Genomic DNA, 16,379 nt, shown 5'->3' on the forward strand with positions numbered 1-16,379 from the left:
TCCTCAGTTCAGTTCACGAATATCAGCAAAGCGGCCGGTTACCGCAGCGGCAGCAGCCATCGCCGGGCTGACCAGGTGCGTGCGTCCGCCACGGCCCTGGCGGCCTTCAAAGTTACGGTTGCTGGTGGAGGCACAGCGCTCGCCCGGATTCAGGCGGTCGTTGTTCATCGCCAGACACATAGAACAGCCCGGCAGACGCCACTCAAAGCCCGCTTCGAGGAAAATTTTATCCAGGCCTTCCGCTTCCGCCTGCGCTTTTACCGGCCCGGAGCCAGGCACGACCATCGCCACCACGCCCGGTGCGACTTTACGCCCTTTGGCGATTTCGGCGGCGGCGCGTAAATCTTCAATACGTGAGTTAGTGCAGGAACCGATAAAGACTTTATCGATATTAACTTCGGTCAGCTTAATGCCCGGCTGCAGGTTCATATAAGCCAGTGCTTTTTCCGCCGAGGCGCGCTCGACCGGATCGGCAAAGGAAGCGGGATCGGGGATTTGTTGATTAACGGCAATCACCTGCCCAGGATTAGTGCCCCAGGTCACCTGCGGCGCAATCTCGGCGGCATCCAGCGTGACGATGGCATCAAACTGCGCGCCGCTGTCTGATTTCAGGGTGCGCCAGTAGTTAACCGCCTGCTCCCACTGTTCGCCCTGCGGCGCGAACTGACGACCTTTCAGGTAATTGAACGTCACCTCATCGGGTGCAACCAGGCCCGCTTTCGCGCCCATTTCAATCGCCATATTACATAAGGTCATGCGGCCTTCCATGCTCAGTGCTTCAATTGCCGAACCGCAGAATTCCACGACATAGCCGGTGCCGCCAGCGCTGCCGGTTTTGCCGATAATCGCCAGCACAATATCTTTCGCCGTAATGCCCGGCGCGGCCTGACCATTTACTTCGATTTTCATGGTTTTGGCGCGGCCCTGTTTCAGGGTCTGTGTCGCCAGTACATGTTCCACTTCCGAGGTGCCGATACCGAAAGCCAGCGAACCGAAAGCGCCGTGGGTAGCGGTATGCGAGTCGCCGCAAACAATGGTCATGCCTGGCAGCGTCATGCCCTGTTCCGGGCCAATAACGTGAACGATGCCCTGAAACGGGTGGTTCAGATCGTACAGCTGCACGCCGAATTCGGCGCAGTTCTTGATCAGCTCCTGCATCTGAATGCGCGCCATCTCGCCGGAGGCGTTAATGTCTTTGGTTTGCGTCGAGACGTTATGATCCATGGTGGCAAAGGTTTTCGACGGCTGACGTACTTTGCGGCCATGCGCACGCAGACCGTCAAAGGCCTGCGGCGAGGTCACTTCATGAACCAGATGACGATCGATATAGAGCAGGGGCGTCTCGTTGGGCGCTTCGTACACGACATGGGCATCAAACAGCTTCTGGTATAATGTTTTCATTTTCTTAAACTTCCTCAGCGATAAAGCGGGCGATGATTGACCCCATTTCATCGGTGCTTACAGATGGACCATTCCCCGCTAAATCACCGGTGCGATAACCTTCTTCTAATGCGCGGTTAATGGCGCTCTCAATAGCGTTGGCCGCCTCGTCCGCATCCAGGCTGTAGCGCAACAGCAGCGCCAGCGACAGGATCTGCGCAATCGGGTTAGCGATATTTTTGCCAGCGATGTCCGGCGCCGAGCCGCCTGCCGGTTCATACAGGCCAAAGCCCTGCTCATTCAGGCTGGCCGAAGGCAACATGCCCATGGAGCCGGTGATCATCGCGCACTCATCAGAGAGAATATCGCCAAACAGGTTGGAGCAGAGCAGCACGTCAAACTGCGACGGATCTTTAATTAACTGCATGGTGGCGTTGTCGATATACATATGGCTCAGTTGTACATCGGGATAATCTTTCGCCACTTCGCTGACGATTCCGCGCCACAGCACCGAGGTTTGCAGCACGTTAGCTTTATCAATCGAGGTGACTTTATTACGGCGTTTACGCGCGGATTCAAAAGCGATACGGGCGATGCGTTCGATTTCGAAGCGATGATAAACCTCAGTATCAAACGCTTTCTCATGCATGCCGCTGCCTTCACGGCCTTTCGGCTGGCCGAAATAGATGCCGCCGGTCAGTTCGCGTACGCACAGAATATCGAAGCCGCGCGCGGCAATATCGCTACGCAGCGGGCAAAAATCTTCCAGACCTTTATATAAACTGGCGGGACGCAGGTTGCTGAACAGTTTAAAGTGTTTACGCAGCGGCAGCAGCGCCCCGCGCTCCGGCTGCTGAGCGGGCGGCAGATGTTCCCATTTCGGGCCGCCGACTGAACCAAACAGAATCGCATCCGCCTGTTCACAGCCTGCGATGGTCGCCGCAGGCAGCGGCTCGCCGTGGCGATCGATGGCGGTGCCGCCGACGTCATATTCACTGGTGGTAATGCGCATACCAAAACGCTGACGGATGGCGTCCAGAACTTTTACCGCCTGAGCCATAACTTCAGGGCCAATGCCGTCGCCCGGTAATACCGCGATATGATGTGTTTGCGTCATGTTTACACCGTTTCCTTCTGTTCAATCGATTTACGCTGCAGTTCCTGCTCCACCTGTTTGGCGCGCCAGATATTATTCAGGGCGTTAACCATCGCCTTAGCGGAAGATTCAACAATATCGGTCGCCAGGCCAACACCGTGGAATTTGCGGCCGTTGTAGTTGATTACTATATCTACCTGACCCAGCGCATTTTTTCCGTGACCTTTCGCGGAGAGCTGGTATTTCACCAGCTCGGTATCAAAAGCGGTGATGCGGTTAATCGCCTGGTATACGGCGTCAACCGGGCCGTTGCCGGTGGCAGCTTCTGACTGTACTTTTTCGCCGCAGATCATATGCACCGAGGCGGTGGCAGTAATAGAAGAGCCTGACTGCACGTTGAAATCTTGCAGCTGGAAGTATTCCGGCTCTTCGTTTTGTTTATTGATGAAGGCCAGCGCTTCCAGGTCATAATCGAAGACCTGGCCTTTTTTATCCGCCAGCTTCAGGAAAGCGTCATACAGTGAGTCCAGGTTATAGTCGCTTTCCTGATAGCCCATCTCTTCCATACGGTGTTTTACCGCCGCGCGGCCAGAACGTGAGGTCAGGTTCAGCTGTACCTGATTCAGGCCGATCGATTCCGGCGTCATGATTTCGTAGTTTTCGCGATTTTTCAGCACGCCGTCCTGATGAATGCCGGAGGAGTGCGCGAAGGCATTGGAGCCGACTACCGCTTTATTGGCCGGAATCGGCATGTTGCAGATCTGGCTGACGGTCTGGCTGGTGCGCCAGATTTCATGATGATGAATATTGGTGTGGACGTTCATCATCGCGGCGCGGGTTTTAATGGCCATGATCACTTCTTCCAGCGCGCAGTTGCCGGCACGTTCGCCCAGGCCGTTCAGCGTACCTTCTACCTGACGGGCGCCCGCCATCACCGCGGCGATGGAGTTACCTACCGCCATGCCTAAATCATCATGGGTATGCACGGACAGTATGGCTTTATCGATATTCGGAACGCGTTCGCGCAGTGAAGAGATGATATGCGCGTATTCATGGGGCAGGGTATAACCTACGGTATCAGGAATATTAATGGTGGTGGCGCCGGCATCAATCGCCGCTTCCACGACGCGACACAGATCGTCAATCGGTGTGCGGCCGCCATCTTCACAGGAAAATTCAACGTCACTGGTGTAGTTACGTGCGCGCTTGACCATGTAGACCGCGCGCTCAATCACTTCCGGCAGCGTGCTGCGTAATTTGGTCGCAATGTGCATCGGTGAAGTGGCGATAAAGGTGTGAATACGGAAGGCTTCCGCGACGCGCAGCGCTTCATAAGCGGCATCAATATCTTTTTCTACACAGCGCGCCAGACCGCAGACGCGGCTGTTTTTAATCGTACGCGCAATGGTCTGTACCGATTCAAAGTCACCGGGTGACGAAACCGGAAAGCCGACTTCCATAACGTCAACGCCCATACGTTCCAGCGCCAGTGCAATTTGCAATTTTTCTTTAACACTCAGACTGGCCTGTAATGCCTGCTCGCCGTCGCGCAGAGTGGTATCGAAAATAATGACTTGTTGGCTCATCGTATTTTTCCTTTAAGTTTGGCTTTTACCGGTTCGCCTGTGTCACGAGCATAAAAAAACCCGCGCATTGGCGCGGGTTTCTTCGTTTTGCAAGCCTGAATCAGTGATTGATTCCGCCCACACGACTACCGCGCAAGTGATATGCGTTTAGTAGTAGACCGAGTAGGCGGAAGGAACGAATCATGTCATCAGACTCCATAAATTTCTGTGCTGTTTTTATTGGTACTTGATTGCGTTCATGATGTCAACCGGGTTCACCATCAGATATTGCGTAAACGGGATTAATGAAAAAGAGATAAATGCCAAAGGGATGCCAGTCAGCAGAATATATGATTATTATAATTTCTCTGGATATTAAATTTATATGAATCAATGAGTTGCTTTATTTTTTTTCGTGCGAGTCATTGAATGATAAGAGACTATTAATATCAGAAAGGAAATTTTTGCACCTTATCAACAACAAAATGACCAGATAAAATATCATCTGTAATTGCTCTGGTAGGATATTTATCCAAACTTAATTCTTTGGCTTTTCCTTTCCATTCCTGAACGGGGTAAAAAAACTAATAATGATAAGTTTTTGCTATGAATAAAACGATGCGCAGCATAATGCGCTGTTATTAGCGCCTGGCTTCAGCGTTTTTACTGCCAATTAAGGAAACAGGCAGTTTAAGAAAGGAAAGCGGCAACTATTTACCTGTAAGTTTAGGGTTTACCCAACAAGATCTCTGCGGTTATGGTAATTATCAAAAGCCAGGATAGAAATCTGCAAGGGCTTCATTCCCCCTGTACCTGACCCTGAAGCGCATTCAGGGTTTGAGCATTAACACACTGTTTATCTCTGCGTAAAACCAATGTCAGACGTTAGACCCGCTGCGCGGCGATGTCTGGCAAATGCCTGAACAGAGAGCAAACTGAAAGCCGGGAGGCAAAAATGGAGATGTTGTCAGGAGCTGAGATGGTGGTCCGATCGTTAATCGATCAGGGCGTAAAACATGTTTTTGGTTACCCCGGCGGAGCAGTGCTGGATATTTACGACGCGCTGCAAACTGTCGGCGGCATTGATCATGTGCTGGTGCGCCATGAGCAGGGCGCGGTGCATATGGCCGATGGCTATGCGCGCGCAACGGGCGATGTCGGTGTGGTGCTGGTTACCTCCGGCCCTGGGGCCACCAATGCGATTACCGGCATTGCTACCGCCTATATGGATTCTATCCCGATGGTGGTGCTGTCCGGTCAGGTTCCGTCTTCTCTTATCGGCTACGACGCATTTCAGGAGTGCGATATGGTGGGAATTTCGCGCCCCATCGTAAAGCACAGCTTTCTGGTAAAAAATACCGAAGAGATCCCAACGATTATTAAAAAGGCGTTCTGGCTGGCAGCCAGCGGTCGTCCAGGGCCTGTGGTGATCGATCTGCCGAAAGATATTCTTAATCCGGCGAATAAGCTGCCTTACGTCTGGCCGGAAAGCGTTAGCATGCGCTCTTATAACCCGACGACGCAGGGCCATAAAGGCCAAATCAAACGCGCAGTACAGGCGTTGCTGGGCGCGAAAAAACCGGTGATGTACGTGGGCGGCGGCGCCATTATTTCCGGTTGCGATGAAGAGCTGCGCAGCGTTGCGGAAAAGCTTAACTTACCGGTAACCAATTCATTAATGGGGCTCGGCGCGTTCCCTGGCACCCATCGTCAGAACCTCGGCATGCTGGGAATGCACGGTACCTACGAGGCGAATATGGCGATGCATAACGCCGACGTCATTTTCGCCGTTGGCGTGCGTTTTGACGATCGCACCACCAATAATCTGGCGAAGTATTGCCCGAACGCTACCGTACTGCACATTGATGTCGATCCGGCCTCGATTTCCAAAACCGTAGCGGCGGATATTCCGGTGGTAGGCGATGCGCGCCAGGTATTGCAGCAGATGCTGGAGCTGCTGCCTGCGGGCGATACACAACAGGATTTCGACAGCCTGCGCGACTGGTGGCAAAGCATTGAAGGCTGGCGTGCGCGTAAGTGCCTGGAATTCGATCGCAGCAGCGATAAGATCAAACCGCAGGCAGCGATCGAGACGCTGTGGCGTTTAACCAAAGGCGAGGCTTACGTCACTTCTGATGTTGGTCAACATCAGATGTTTGCTGCGCTCTATTATCCGTTCGATCGTCCGCGCCGCTGGATCAACTCTGGCGGTCTTGGCACCATGGGCTTCGGCCTGCCGGCGGCGATTGGTGTGAAGCTGGCGCTGCCGCAGGAAACGGTAGTCTGCGTGACCGGCGACGGCAGTATCCAGATGAATATTCAGGAGCTGTCCACCGCGTTGCAGTATAACCTGCCGGTACTGGTGCTGAACCTGAACAACCGTTATCTGGGCATGGTTAAGCAGTGGCAGGATATGATCTATTCAGGCCGTCACTCCCATTCGTATATGGAATCGCTGCCGGACTTTGTGCGCCTGGCGGAAGCCTACGGTCACGTCGGCATCTCTATTTCTCATCCGTCTGAGCTGGAGGAGAAATTGGCGCTGGCGCTGGAAACGGTCGCGCAGAATCGTCTGGTATTTGTCGATGTGAATGTTGATGGCAGCGAACACGTTTACCCTATGCAGATCCGCGGCGGCAGTATGGATGAGATGTGGTTAAGCAAAACGGAGAGGACTTAATTATGCGTCGTATTTTATCGGTTCTGCTGGAAAATGAATCTGGCGCATTGTCCCGCGTGGTCGGGTTGTTCTCACAGCGCGGTTACAATATCGAAAGCCTGACGGTGGCGCCCACTGACGATCCTACGCTTTCGCGCATGACGATTCAGACCGTCGGCGATGAAAAAGCGCTGGAGCAGATTGAAAAACAGCTGCATAAGCTAGTGGACGTGTTGCGCGTGACCGAGCTGGGGCAGGGCGCGCATATTGAACGTGAAATCATGCTGGTGAAAATACAGGCCAGCGGCTACGCGCGCGAAGAAGTGAAGCGCAGCGCCGAAATTTTCCGTGGGCAGATTGTTGACGTTACGCCAACGCTTTATACGGTTCAGCTTGCCGGCACCAGCGATAAACTGGACGCGTTCCTCAATACGTTACGCGACGTGGCGGAAATTGTGGAAGTGGCGCGATCCGGCGTTGTCGGCGTTTCACGCGGCGATCGTATTATGCGTTAATTATCCATAGTGATAATCCATTCTGTTGCTAACCCGGCGTTCTGCCGGGTTTTTTTATTTTCTGATATGCCTCATTTTTGCCATTAAAAGCGGTTGCCCGCTGGCGTTTTCTGCGGTTAGATGTAAAAAAAGCTTATCCTTAGCCATGCTGCGGCTATTCGCCTGCATCATGCATGGCATTACCGATGTGGAGTGATTGTGAAACTGGATGAAATAGCGCGTCTTGCCGGCGTGTCGCGTACTACCGCCAGCTATGTCATCAACGGCAAGGCTAAGCAATATCGTGTCAGCGATAAAACCGTCGAAAAGGTGATGGCCGTGGTGCGTGAGCATAACTACCATCCCAATGCGGTGGCCGCCGGACTCAGGGCGGGCAGAACACGCTCAATCGGATTGGTTATTCCCGATCTGGAGAATACCAGCTATACGCGTATCGCGAACTATCTGGAGCGTCAGGCACGCCAGCGCGGTTACCAACTGCTGATCGCCTGTTCAGAAGATCAGCCTGATAATGAAATGCGCTGTATTGAGCATCTGCTGCAGCGTCAGGTCGATGCGATTATTGTTTCAACCTCCCTGCCACCGGAACACCCTTTCTATCAGCGTTGGGCAAACGATCCGCTACCGATTATTGCACTGGATCGCGCGCTGGATCGTGAACACTTCACCAGCGTCGTTGGTGCCGATCAGGAGGATGCGCAGGCGCTGGCGGCTGAATTGCGTCAGCTTCCGGTTAAAAACGTCTTGTTCCTCGGCGCGCTGCCTGAGCTTTCCGTCAGTTTTCTGCGTGAAATGGGCTTTCGCGATGCATGGCGCGGTGACGAGCGCGCAATTGATTTTATCTACGCCAACAGCTTTGAGCGCGTGGCGGCGGCTTCGCTGTTTGAAAAGTATCTGGATGAGCATCCGATGCCCGACGCGCTTTTTACTACATCATTTGGCCTGTTGCAGGGCGTAATGGATGTGACTTTACAGCGTGAAGGACGTTTGCCCACCGATCTGGCTATTGCTACTTTTGGCGATCACGAGCTGCTGGATTTTCTTGAATGCCCGGTATTAGCTGTAGCGCAGCGTCATCGCGATGTGGCGGAGCGCGTACTGGAATTGGTTCTCGCCAGTCTTGATGAACCGCGTAAACCAAAGCCTGGCTTAACGCGTATCCGACGTAATCTGGTGCGACGCGGTAAATTAAGTCGGCAGTAAGGTTAATTGTGACTTGATAAAGGCAGCCTGGCTGCCTTTTTTACATCTTTAAATATTTTTGCTTTTAAAATCGCCACTAATAAAAGAAAAGCGTTATTTCAAAGGGACGAGAAAGGATATTAAGTAAATTAAAGTAAATCGGCAGAAATCTTTTTTTGCAGTCGTGCAGCTTTTTTATTCCACTATTCAATTACCGCCGCTGTAAAACGCCAGCAGGCCGTGCCAGGCGCGATTTTTTATCAGAAAGACCCTAAAATGTCGCCCGTGTCGCAAAGCGCAACCCTTTCCGACAGCCAATAAAAATTGTTTTCTTTTTGCTCATCTTTATTGACGCTCTGATTTTTTTACCACTATTCATTAGTTTATTTTTTCATGCACGCTGTGAATAACTTCATTTTTAACTTTCCCGCTTTTTATTCCCTGAGAAATAATCCCGCTTCGCTCATTGCGTAGCTTGACAATGATTTCCTCCGCTCCGTAAACTCCTTTCGTGGGAATTTGTGGGATAAAGTGGCAAAAAAAGGTAACTGAGGGCATTAGCTGACATGTTTCGTGGCGCCACCTTAGTCAACCTCGATAGCAAAGGGCGACTGGCCGTGCCTACGCGTTACCGCGAAACGCTGATTGAGGAGTCGCAAGGCCAGATGGTTTGCACCATTGACCTCCATCAGCCTTGCCTGCTGCTTTATACTGTGCCCCAGTGGGAAATTATTGAACAAAAACTATCTCGTTTATCCAGCATGAATCCCGTAGAGCGCCGCGTACAGCGGTTGCTGTTAGGTCATGCAAGCGAGTGTCAGATGGATAGCGCGGGGCGCTTATTGCTGGCCAGCACGCTACGCCAGCACGCCAGTCTGACAAAAGAAGTGATGCTGGTTGGGCAGTTTAACAAGTTTGAACTGTGGGATGAACAGACCTGGTATCAACAAGTCAGGGATGATATTGACGCTGAGCAAGCCGCTCAGGAGCCGCTTTCAGAGCGGTTGCAGGATTTGTCACTATAGCTATGCAGGATAATTTTAAACATACCACGGTGCTGTTGGATGACGCTGTCAACGCGCTCAATATTAAAGAAGATGGCATTTACATCGATGGCACTTTCGGTCGAGGCGGACATTCGCGTCTGATTCTCGCTCAGTTAGGGGAGCAGGGCAGGCTGTTTGCTATCGATCGCGATCCGCAGGCTATTGCCGCCGCCGCTGCGATTGACGATCCGCGTTTTACCATTATTCACGGCCCCTTTTCGGCGCTGGCTGACTATATGGAAGCACGCGATCTCACCGGCAAAGTGGATGGTATTTTACTCGATTTAGGGGTTTCGTCGCCGCAGCTGGATGATGCCGAACGCGGCTTTTCTTTTATGCGCGACGGGCCGCTGGATATGCGCATGGATCCCACGCGCGGCCTGTCGGCGGCGGAGTGGCTGTTGCAGGCGGAAGAGAATGATATCGCCTTCGTCCTGAAAACTTACGGCGAAGAACGGTTTGCTAAGCGAATCGCACGCGCCATTGTCGAACGTAATCGTCTGCAACCGATGACGCGCACGAAGGAGCTGGCAGAAGTGATTGCTGCCGCTACGCCGGTGAAGGACAAGTTTAAACATCCGGCAACGCGTAGCTTCCAGGCGATCCGTATCTGGGTGAACAGCGAACTGGAAGAAATTGAGCAGGCGCTTAAAGGCTCGCTGCAGGCGCTGGCACCGGGCGGTCGCTTATCTATTATCAGTTTCCACTCGCTGGAAGATCGACTGGTCAAACGCTTTATGCGCGAACAGAGCCGTGGACCGCAGGTGCCAGCAGGATTGCCAATGACGGAAGCGCAGCTGCAAAAGTTGGGCGGTCGCCAGTTAAAAGCCTTAGGTAAAATGATGCCGGGTGAGGCCGAAGTGGCGGAAAACCCGCGCGCGCGCAGCTCAGTACTGCGTATCGCAGAGAGAACCGCATCATGATAGGTAACGAGCGGCACTCTCTTCCTGGCGTTATCGGCGGCGATCTGCTGCGTCACGGCAAGATCCCGCTGCTGTTATTAGTCGCGGTACTGGTCTCTGCGGTGCTGGTGGTGACAACGGCACATAAAACGCGTCTGCTGACGGCGCAGCGTGAGCAACTGGTGCTGGAGCGTGACGCGCTGGATATTGAATGGCGCAACTTGATTTTGGAAGAGAACGCGCTGGGCGATCACAGCCGCGTTGAGCGCACGGCGACGGAAAAATTGCAAATGCAGCATGTCGACCCGGCACAGGAAAATATTGTGGTACAGCAATAAGGAATCCCGGACTCCATGAGATCCGCTACCAAAGCGCTTAAGTTGAAAAAACAGGAAGATCAGGCCAGCTTTGTCAGCTGGCGTTTTGCGTTGCTGTGCGGCGGCATCTTTCTTGCGCTAACGGGATTACTGTTGCGAGTGGCCTATTTGCAGGTGATTAACCCCGACAGACTGGTGCGTGAAGGGGATATGCGTTCCCTGCGCGTACAGTCAATTCCTACCGCGCGCGGCATGATTACTGACCGCGCAGGCCGACCGCTGGCGGTCAGCGTGCCGGTCAACGCCATTTGGGCCGATCCGAAAGAGCTGCACGATCGCGGCGGTATTACGCTCGATAGCCGCTGGAAAGCGCTGGCCGATGCGCTTTCCATTCCGCTTGATCAGCTTGCCAGCCGTGTGAACGCCAATCCTAAAGGCCGCTTTGTCTATCTGGCGCGCCAGGTGAATCCAGCCATTGGCGACTACATCAAAAAACTGAAGCTGCCGGGTATTCACTTACGTGAAGAATCGCGCCGTTACTATCCCGCAGGCCAGGTGACCTCGCATCTGATCGGCTTTACCAATATTGATGGTCAGGGCATCGAAGGGGTGGAAAAAAGCTTCGATCGTTGGCTGACCGGTCAGCCGGGCGAGCGCACGGTGCGTAAAGATCGTTTTGGCCGCGTGATTGAAGACATCTCTTCGGTCGACAGCCAGGCGGCGCATAACCTGGCGCTCAGCATTGATGAACGCCTACAGGCGCTGGTCTACCGCGAACTTAATAACGCCGTCGCCTTCAACAAAGCGGAATCGGGCACGGCGGTGCTGGTCGATGTGAATACCGGCGAAGTGTTGGCCATGGCCAACAGCCCGGCCTACAACCCAAATAATCTCAGCAATACGCCAAAAGATGTAATGCGCAACCGCGCCATCACCGACATCTTTGAGCCTGGCTCAACGGTGAAGCCAATGGTGGTAATGACCGCATTGCAGCGTGGCGTGGTACGTGAAAATAGCGTGCTGAATACGCTGCCTTATCGCGTTAACGGTCATGAAATCAAAGATGTAGCGCGCTATAACGAATTAACGCTTACCGGAATTTTACAGAAGTCGAGTAACGTCGGCGTTTCCAAGCTGGCGTTAGCGATGCCCTCCTCAGCACTAGTGGAAACATATTCACGCTTTGGATTGGGCAAACCAACCAATTTGGGGTTGGTCGGGGAAAGCAGTGGCCTGTATCCCCATAAACAAAGGTGGTCCGATATTGAAAGGGCCACCTTCTCATTCGGCTATGGGCTGATGGTGACGCCGCTCCAGTTAGCGCGCGTTTATGCCACCATCGGCAGCTATGGCATCGCTCGTCCGCTTTCTATTACCAAAGTGGATCCGCCGGTTCCGGGCGAACGCGCCTTTCCTGAACAGCTGGTGAAAACCGTGGTTCATATGATGGAAAGCGTCGCGCTGCCGGGCGGCGGCGGGGTAAAAGCCGCTATCAAAGGCTATCGCATCGCGATTAAAACCGGGACCGCGAAAAAGGTCGGGCCGGATGGCCGCTACGTGAATAAATATATCGCCTATACCGCCGGTGTCGCGCCGGCCAGCCATCCGCGTTTTGCCCTGGTGGTGGTTATCAACGATCCGCAGGCGGGTAAATATTATGGTGGCGCCGTGTCGGCGCCGGTCTTCGGCGCGATTATGGGCGGCGTGCTACGTACCATGAATATCGAGCCGGATGCGCTGCCGACCGGGACCGGTGAAAAGAATGAGTTGGTTAACAACAAGAAAGAGGAATCAAGTGACAGATCGTAACTTGCGCGACTTACTGGCTCCGTGGGTGCCTGGCGCGCCGGAGCGTCCGCTTCGTGAAATGACCCTGGACAGCCGTGTGGCGGCGTCCGGCGATCTGTTTGTGGCTGTTGCAGGCCATAACGTTGATGGGCGACGTTTTATTCCTCAGGCTATCGCACAGGGCGTTTCGGCGGTCATCGCTGAAGCCGAAGGCGAAGCGGAGGATGGCGAAATTCGTGAAATGCACGGCGTGCCGGTTATTTATCTGGCGCAGTTGCCGCAGCGTCTCTCGGCACTGGCCGGGCGCTTTTATCAGCAGCCTGGCGATAAGTTGCGCTTAATCGGCGTCACCGGCACCAACGGTAAAACCACTACGTCGCAGCTGCTGGCGCAGTGGTCCAATCTGCTTGGCGAAACCGGTGCGGTAATGGGCACCGTCGGAAATGGGCTGTACGGTCATTTAATTCCAACGGAAAACACGACCGGCTCGGCGGTCGATGTACAGCATATGCTGAATTCGCTGGTTGAGCAGGGCGCGACGCTGGCGGCGATGGAGGTCTCCTCCCATGGCCTGGTGCAGCATCGCGTCGCGGCGCTGCCTTTTGCCGCCGCGGTGTTTACCAATCTGAGTCGCGATCATCTGGATTATCACGGCGATATGACGCGCTACGAATCGGCTAAATGGCTGCTGTTTTCCGAACATCAGGTTGGCGAAGCGATTATCAATGCTGACGATGAAGTCGGCCTGCGCTGGCTGGAAAAATTGCCGGATGCGGTTGCCGTTACCATGGAAAACAACATGCTGCCCGGCAAGCATGGTCGCTGGCTCAAGGCCACTGATATCAGTTATCACGATAACGGCGCTACCATTCGCTTTGCTTCCAGCTGGGGCGAAGGCGAGATCGAAAGCCGTCTGATGGGTGCTTTCAATGTTAGCAATCTGCTACTGGCGCTGGCGACGCTGCTGGCGCTGGGCTACCCGCTGGCGCAGCTTGTCGCCAGCGCGCGACAGCTCCAGCCGGTTTGCGGACGCATGGAGGTTTTCAGCGCGCCGGATAAACCTACTGTGGTGGTGGATTACGCTCATACGCCGGACGCGCTGGAAAAAGCGCTGGACGCCGCGCGCCTGCACTGTAAAGGGCAGCTGTGGTGCGTCTTTGGCTGCGGCGGCGATCGCGATAAAGGCAAGCGGCCTTTGATGGGCGCTATTGCCGAACAGTTTGCCGATATAGTGGTGATTACTGACGATAATCCGCGCAGTGAAGATCCAAACGCCATTGTGGAAGATATTCTCAGTGGTCTGCTCGATCCGGGCCGTGCCCGTGTAATGGCGGGACGTGCGCAAGCGGTCACTAACACTATTATGCAGGCGAAGCCGCAGGACATCGTACTGGTGGCGGGCAAAGGGCACGAAGATTATCAAATCATCGGCAACCGTCGTCTCGACTATTCCGATCGCGTCACCGTCGCTCGTTTGCTGGGGGTGGTGGCATGATTGCGCTTTCTCTGCAAACCCTGGCACAGATTACCGATGGCGTGCTAACCGGCGGCAACGCCACTATTACCGAAGTCACCACTGACACGCGTAAAGTCACGACTGGCTGCCTGTTTATCGCTTTAAAAGGCGAGCGTTTCGATGCGCACGATTTTGCTGCTGACGCGGTAGCCAACGGCGCGGCAGCATTATTAGTGAGTAAGCGCTTGCAAATTGAAGTGCCGCAGGTGGTGGTGAGCGACACGCGCATTGCCTTAGGAATGCTGGCGGCCTGGGTGCGTCAACAGGTGAAAACCCGCGTCGTGGCATTAACCGGCTCATCCGGGAAAACCTCAGTAAAAGAGATGACGGCGGCCATCCTGCGTCAGTGTGGCGAAACGCTTTATACCGCAGGCAACCTGAATAACGATATTGGCGTACCGCTGACGCTGCTGCGTCTGAACGAGACGCATCAATATGCAGTGATTGAACTGGGCGCTAACCATCAGGGCGAGATCGCCTGGACGACCGGACTAACGCGCCCGGAAAGCGCGCTGGTTAATAACCTGGCCGCCGCGCACCTGGAAGGCTTTGGCTCGCTGGAAGGCGTGGCGAAAGCGAAAGGCGAAATTTTCCTTGGCCTGCCGGAAAACGGCACGGCCATTATCAATCTCGACAGCAACGATCTGCCACGCTGGCAGGCTCAGCTCACGCAGCAGCGCATTTGGCGCTTTTCGGTTACTGAGGGCGTCGAGGCTGATTTTTACGCACGAGACGTCATGGTGAAGCCGCAGGGCACCGCGTTTACGCTGCATACGCCGCAGGGCGATGTGGCGGTGATGCTGCCGCTGCCGGGACGACACAATATCGCTAATGCGTTGGCCGCCAGCGCGCTGGCGCTCTCCGTTGGCGCGCCTCTGGAGGCGATTGCGCAGGGACTGGCCGCGCTGAAAGCGGTTCCCGGACGACTGTTTCCTGTTGAACTCGGTCCGCAAAAACTGCTGCTGGACGACAGCTACAACGCCAATGTGGGTTCGATGACCGCGGCGGCGCAGGTGCTGGCAGATATGCCGGGCTATCGCGTTATGGTAACTGGCGATATGGCGGAGTTGGGTACAGAAGCGGTGGCGTGTCACCGTCAGGTTGGCGAAGCTGCGCAGCGTGCCGGGATCGATAAAGTCCTGAGCGTCGGATCGCTCAGCCAACACATTAGCGACGCCAGCGGCGTCGGCGAACATTTCAGTGATAAAGCTGCTCTGAGCGCGCGTTTATTGTCACTGCTTTCTGAACACCAGGTTATTACCGTTTTAGTTAAAGGTTCTCGTGGTGCCGCCATGGAGCAGGTAGTACAAACCTTACAGGAGAAAGGAACATGCTAGTCTGGCTGGCCGAACATCTGGTCGCTTTTTATTCCGGCTTTAACGTCTTCTCATATTTGACGTTTCGCGCCATCGTCAGCCTGCTGACCGCGCTGTTTATCTCCTTGTGGATGGGGCCGCGCCTGATTGCCTGGCTGCAAAAATTACAGATTGGACAGGTGGTTCGTAGCGAAGGCCCGGAATCGCATTTCAGCAAACGCGGTACGCCGACGATGGGCGGCATTATGATCCTGGCTTCGATTACCATTTCGGTATTGATGTGGGCTTATCCTTCGAATCCTTATGTCTGGTGCGTGCTGACAGTGCTGATTGGTTACGGCATTGTTGGCTTTGTCGATGACTATCGCAAAGTAGTGCGTAAAGATACCAAAGGGCTGATCGCGCGCTGGAAATATTTCTGGCAGTCGCTGATTGCGCTGGCGGTAGCGTTCACGATGTACGCCGTGGGCAAAGATACGCCGGCTACGCAGTTGGTGGTGCCTTTTTTCAAAGATGTAATGCCGCAGCTGGGCCTGCTGTATATTCTGCTTTCTTACTTCGTCATCGTCGGCACCAGCAACGCAGTCAACCTGACTGACGGTCTGGACGGGCTGGCGATTATGCCAACGGTCTTTGTTGCCGCCGGTTTCGCGCTGGTCGCCTGGGCCACCGGTAATATGAACTTTGCCGGTTATCTGCATATTCCTTATCTGCGTCATGCCGGCGAACTGGTGATTGTCTGTACCGCCATTGTCGGCGCCGGACTGGGATTCTTATGGTTTAACACTTATCCCGCTCAGGTCTTTATGGGCGATGTCGGCTCATTGGCGTTAGGCGGCGCGTTGGGCACCATCGCCGTTCTGCTGCGTCAGGAATTCCTGCTGGTCATTATGGGCGGCGTGTTCGTGGTCGAAACGCTGTCGGTTATTTTGCAGGTGGGATCCTTTAAGCTGCGCGGCCAGCGTATTTTCCGTATGGCGCCGATTCATCACCACTATGAACTGAAAGGCTGGCCAGAGCCGCGCGTCATCGTGCGCTTCTGGATCATTTCGCTGATGCTGGTGCTGATTGGCCTGGCAACCCTTAAGGTGCGTTAA

The 16,379-nt window shown here is 54.2% G+C and carries 13 protein-coding genes; 10 read left to right on the forward strand and 3 right to left on the reverse strand.

The genetic code is table 11. From position 1 onward, the window contains the following. Positions 1–3: 3 nt before the first annotated feature. From leuC to leuA, 3 genes are read right to left on the reverse strand one after another with little or no spacing between them, the layout of a single operon-like run. Entirely contained in the window at positions 4–1,401 is a 1,398-nt protein-coding gene (gene leuC, locus P3C52_RS08335) for a 3-isopropylmalate dehydratase large subunit (protein WP_275554550.1), read from the reverse strand. A gap of 4 nt (positions 1,402–1,405) precedes the next feature. After that, positions 1,406–2,497: a 3-isopropylmalate dehydrogenase gene (gene leuB / locus P3C52_RS08340; protein WP_275554551.1), complete on the reverse strand. Its 1,092-nt coding sequence runs from the start codon at positions 2,495–2,497 to the stop codon at positions 1,406–1,408. Between the two features lie 2 nt (positions 2,498–2,499). Further along, positions 2,500–4,062 (reverse strand): 2-isopropylmalate synthase, encoded by a 1,563-nt coding sequence (gene leuA / locus P3C52_RS08345; protein WP_275554552.1) that lies wholly within the window; start codon positions 4,060–4,062, stop codon positions 2,500–2,502. 934 nt (positions 4,063–4,996) lie between these two features. On the opposite strand from leuA, the gene ilvI reads away from it, so the two are divergent. The 10 genes from ilvI to mraY all read left to right on the forward strand — a co-directional run bounded on the left by ilvI (position 4,997) and on the right by mraY (position 16,379). Next, positions 4,997–6,721: an acetolactate synthase 3 large subunit gene (gene ilvI, locus P3C52_RS08350; protein WP_275554553.1), complete on the forward strand. Its 1,725-nt coding sequence runs from the start codon at positions 4,997–4,999 to the stop codon at positions 6,719–6,721. A gap of 2 nt (positions 6,722–6,723) precedes the next feature. Continuing rightward, positions 6,724–7,215 (forward strand): acetolactate synthase small subunit, encoded by a 492-nt coding sequence (ilvN, locus tag P3C52_RS08355; protein WP_275554554.1) that lies wholly within the window; start codon positions 6,724–6,726, stop codon positions 7,213–7,215. A 198-nt stretch (positions 7,216–7,413) separates the two neighbouring features. Continuing rightward, positions 7,414–8,418: a catabolite repressor/activator gene (gene cra, locus P3C52_RS08360; protein WP_275554555.1), complete on the forward strand. Its 1,005-nt coding sequence runs from the start codon at positions 7,414–7,416 to the stop codon at positions 8,416–8,418. A 545-nt stretch (positions 8,419–8,963) separates the two neighbouring features. After that, a complete protein-coding gene (mraZ, locus tag P3C52_RS08365) occupies positions 8,964–9,422 on the forward strand; it encodes a division/cell wall cluster transcriptional repressor MraZ (RefSeq protein WP_275554556.1) in 459 nt (152 codons plus the stop codon). 2 nt (positions 9,423–9,424) lie between these two features. Next, positions 9,425–10,366 carry a 16S rRNA (cytosine(1402)-N(4))-methyltransferase RsmH gene (gene rsmH / locus P3C52_RS08370; protein ID WP_275554557.1) on the forward strand — a complete coding sequence of 314 codons (942 nt, stop codon included), beginning with the start codon at positions 9,425–9,427 and terminating at the stop codon, positions 10,364–10,366. Next, the gene (gene ftsL / locus P3C52_RS08375) at positions 10,363–10,683 is read left to right on the forward strand and encodes a cell division protein FtsL (RefSeq protein WP_249893440.1); all 321 of its coding nucleotides are present in this window, start codon (positions 10,363–10,365) and stop codon (positions 10,681–10,683) included. Before rsmH ends, ftsL begins: the two co-directional genes overlap by 4 nt. Before the next feature lie 15 nt (positions 10,684–10,698). After that, positions 10,699–12,471: a peptidoglycan glycosyltransferase FtsI gene (locus P3C52_RS08380; RefSeq protein ID WP_275554558.1), complete on the forward strand. Its 1,773-nt coding sequence runs from the start codon at positions 10,699–10,701 to the stop codon at positions 12,469–12,471. Continuing rightward, on the forward strand, positions 12,458–13,945 hold the full coding sequence (gene murE, locus P3C52_RS08385; protein ID WP_275554559.1) for a UDP-N-acetylmuramoyl-L-alanyl-D-glutamate--2,6-diaminopimelate ligase: 1,488 nt from the start codon (positions 12,458–12,460) through the stop codon (positions 13,943–13,945). Before P3C52_RS08380 ends, murE begins: the two co-directional genes overlap by 14 nt. Continuing rightward, positions 13,942–15,303 (forward strand): UDP-N-acetylmuramoyl-tripeptide--D-alanyl-D-alanine ligase, encoded by a 1,362-nt coding sequence (murF, locus tag P3C52_RS08390; protein ID WP_275554560.1) that lies wholly within the window; start codon positions 13,942–13,944, stop codon positions 15,301–15,303. Before murE ends, murF begins: the two co-directional genes overlap by 4 nt. Further along, positions 15,297–16,379: a phospho-N-acetylmuramoyl-pentapeptide-transferase gene (gene mraY / locus P3C52_RS08395; protein ID WP_275554561.1), complete on the forward strand. Its 1,083-nt coding sequence runs from the start codon at positions 15,297–15,299 to the stop codon at positions 16,377–16,379. Before murF ends, mraY begins: the two co-directional genes overlap by 7 nt.

The organism is Mixta sp. Marseille-Q2659 (assembly GCF_940807255.1).
GTDB lineage: Bacteria > Pseudomonadota > Gammaproteobacteria > Enterobacterales > Enterobacteriaceae > Mixta.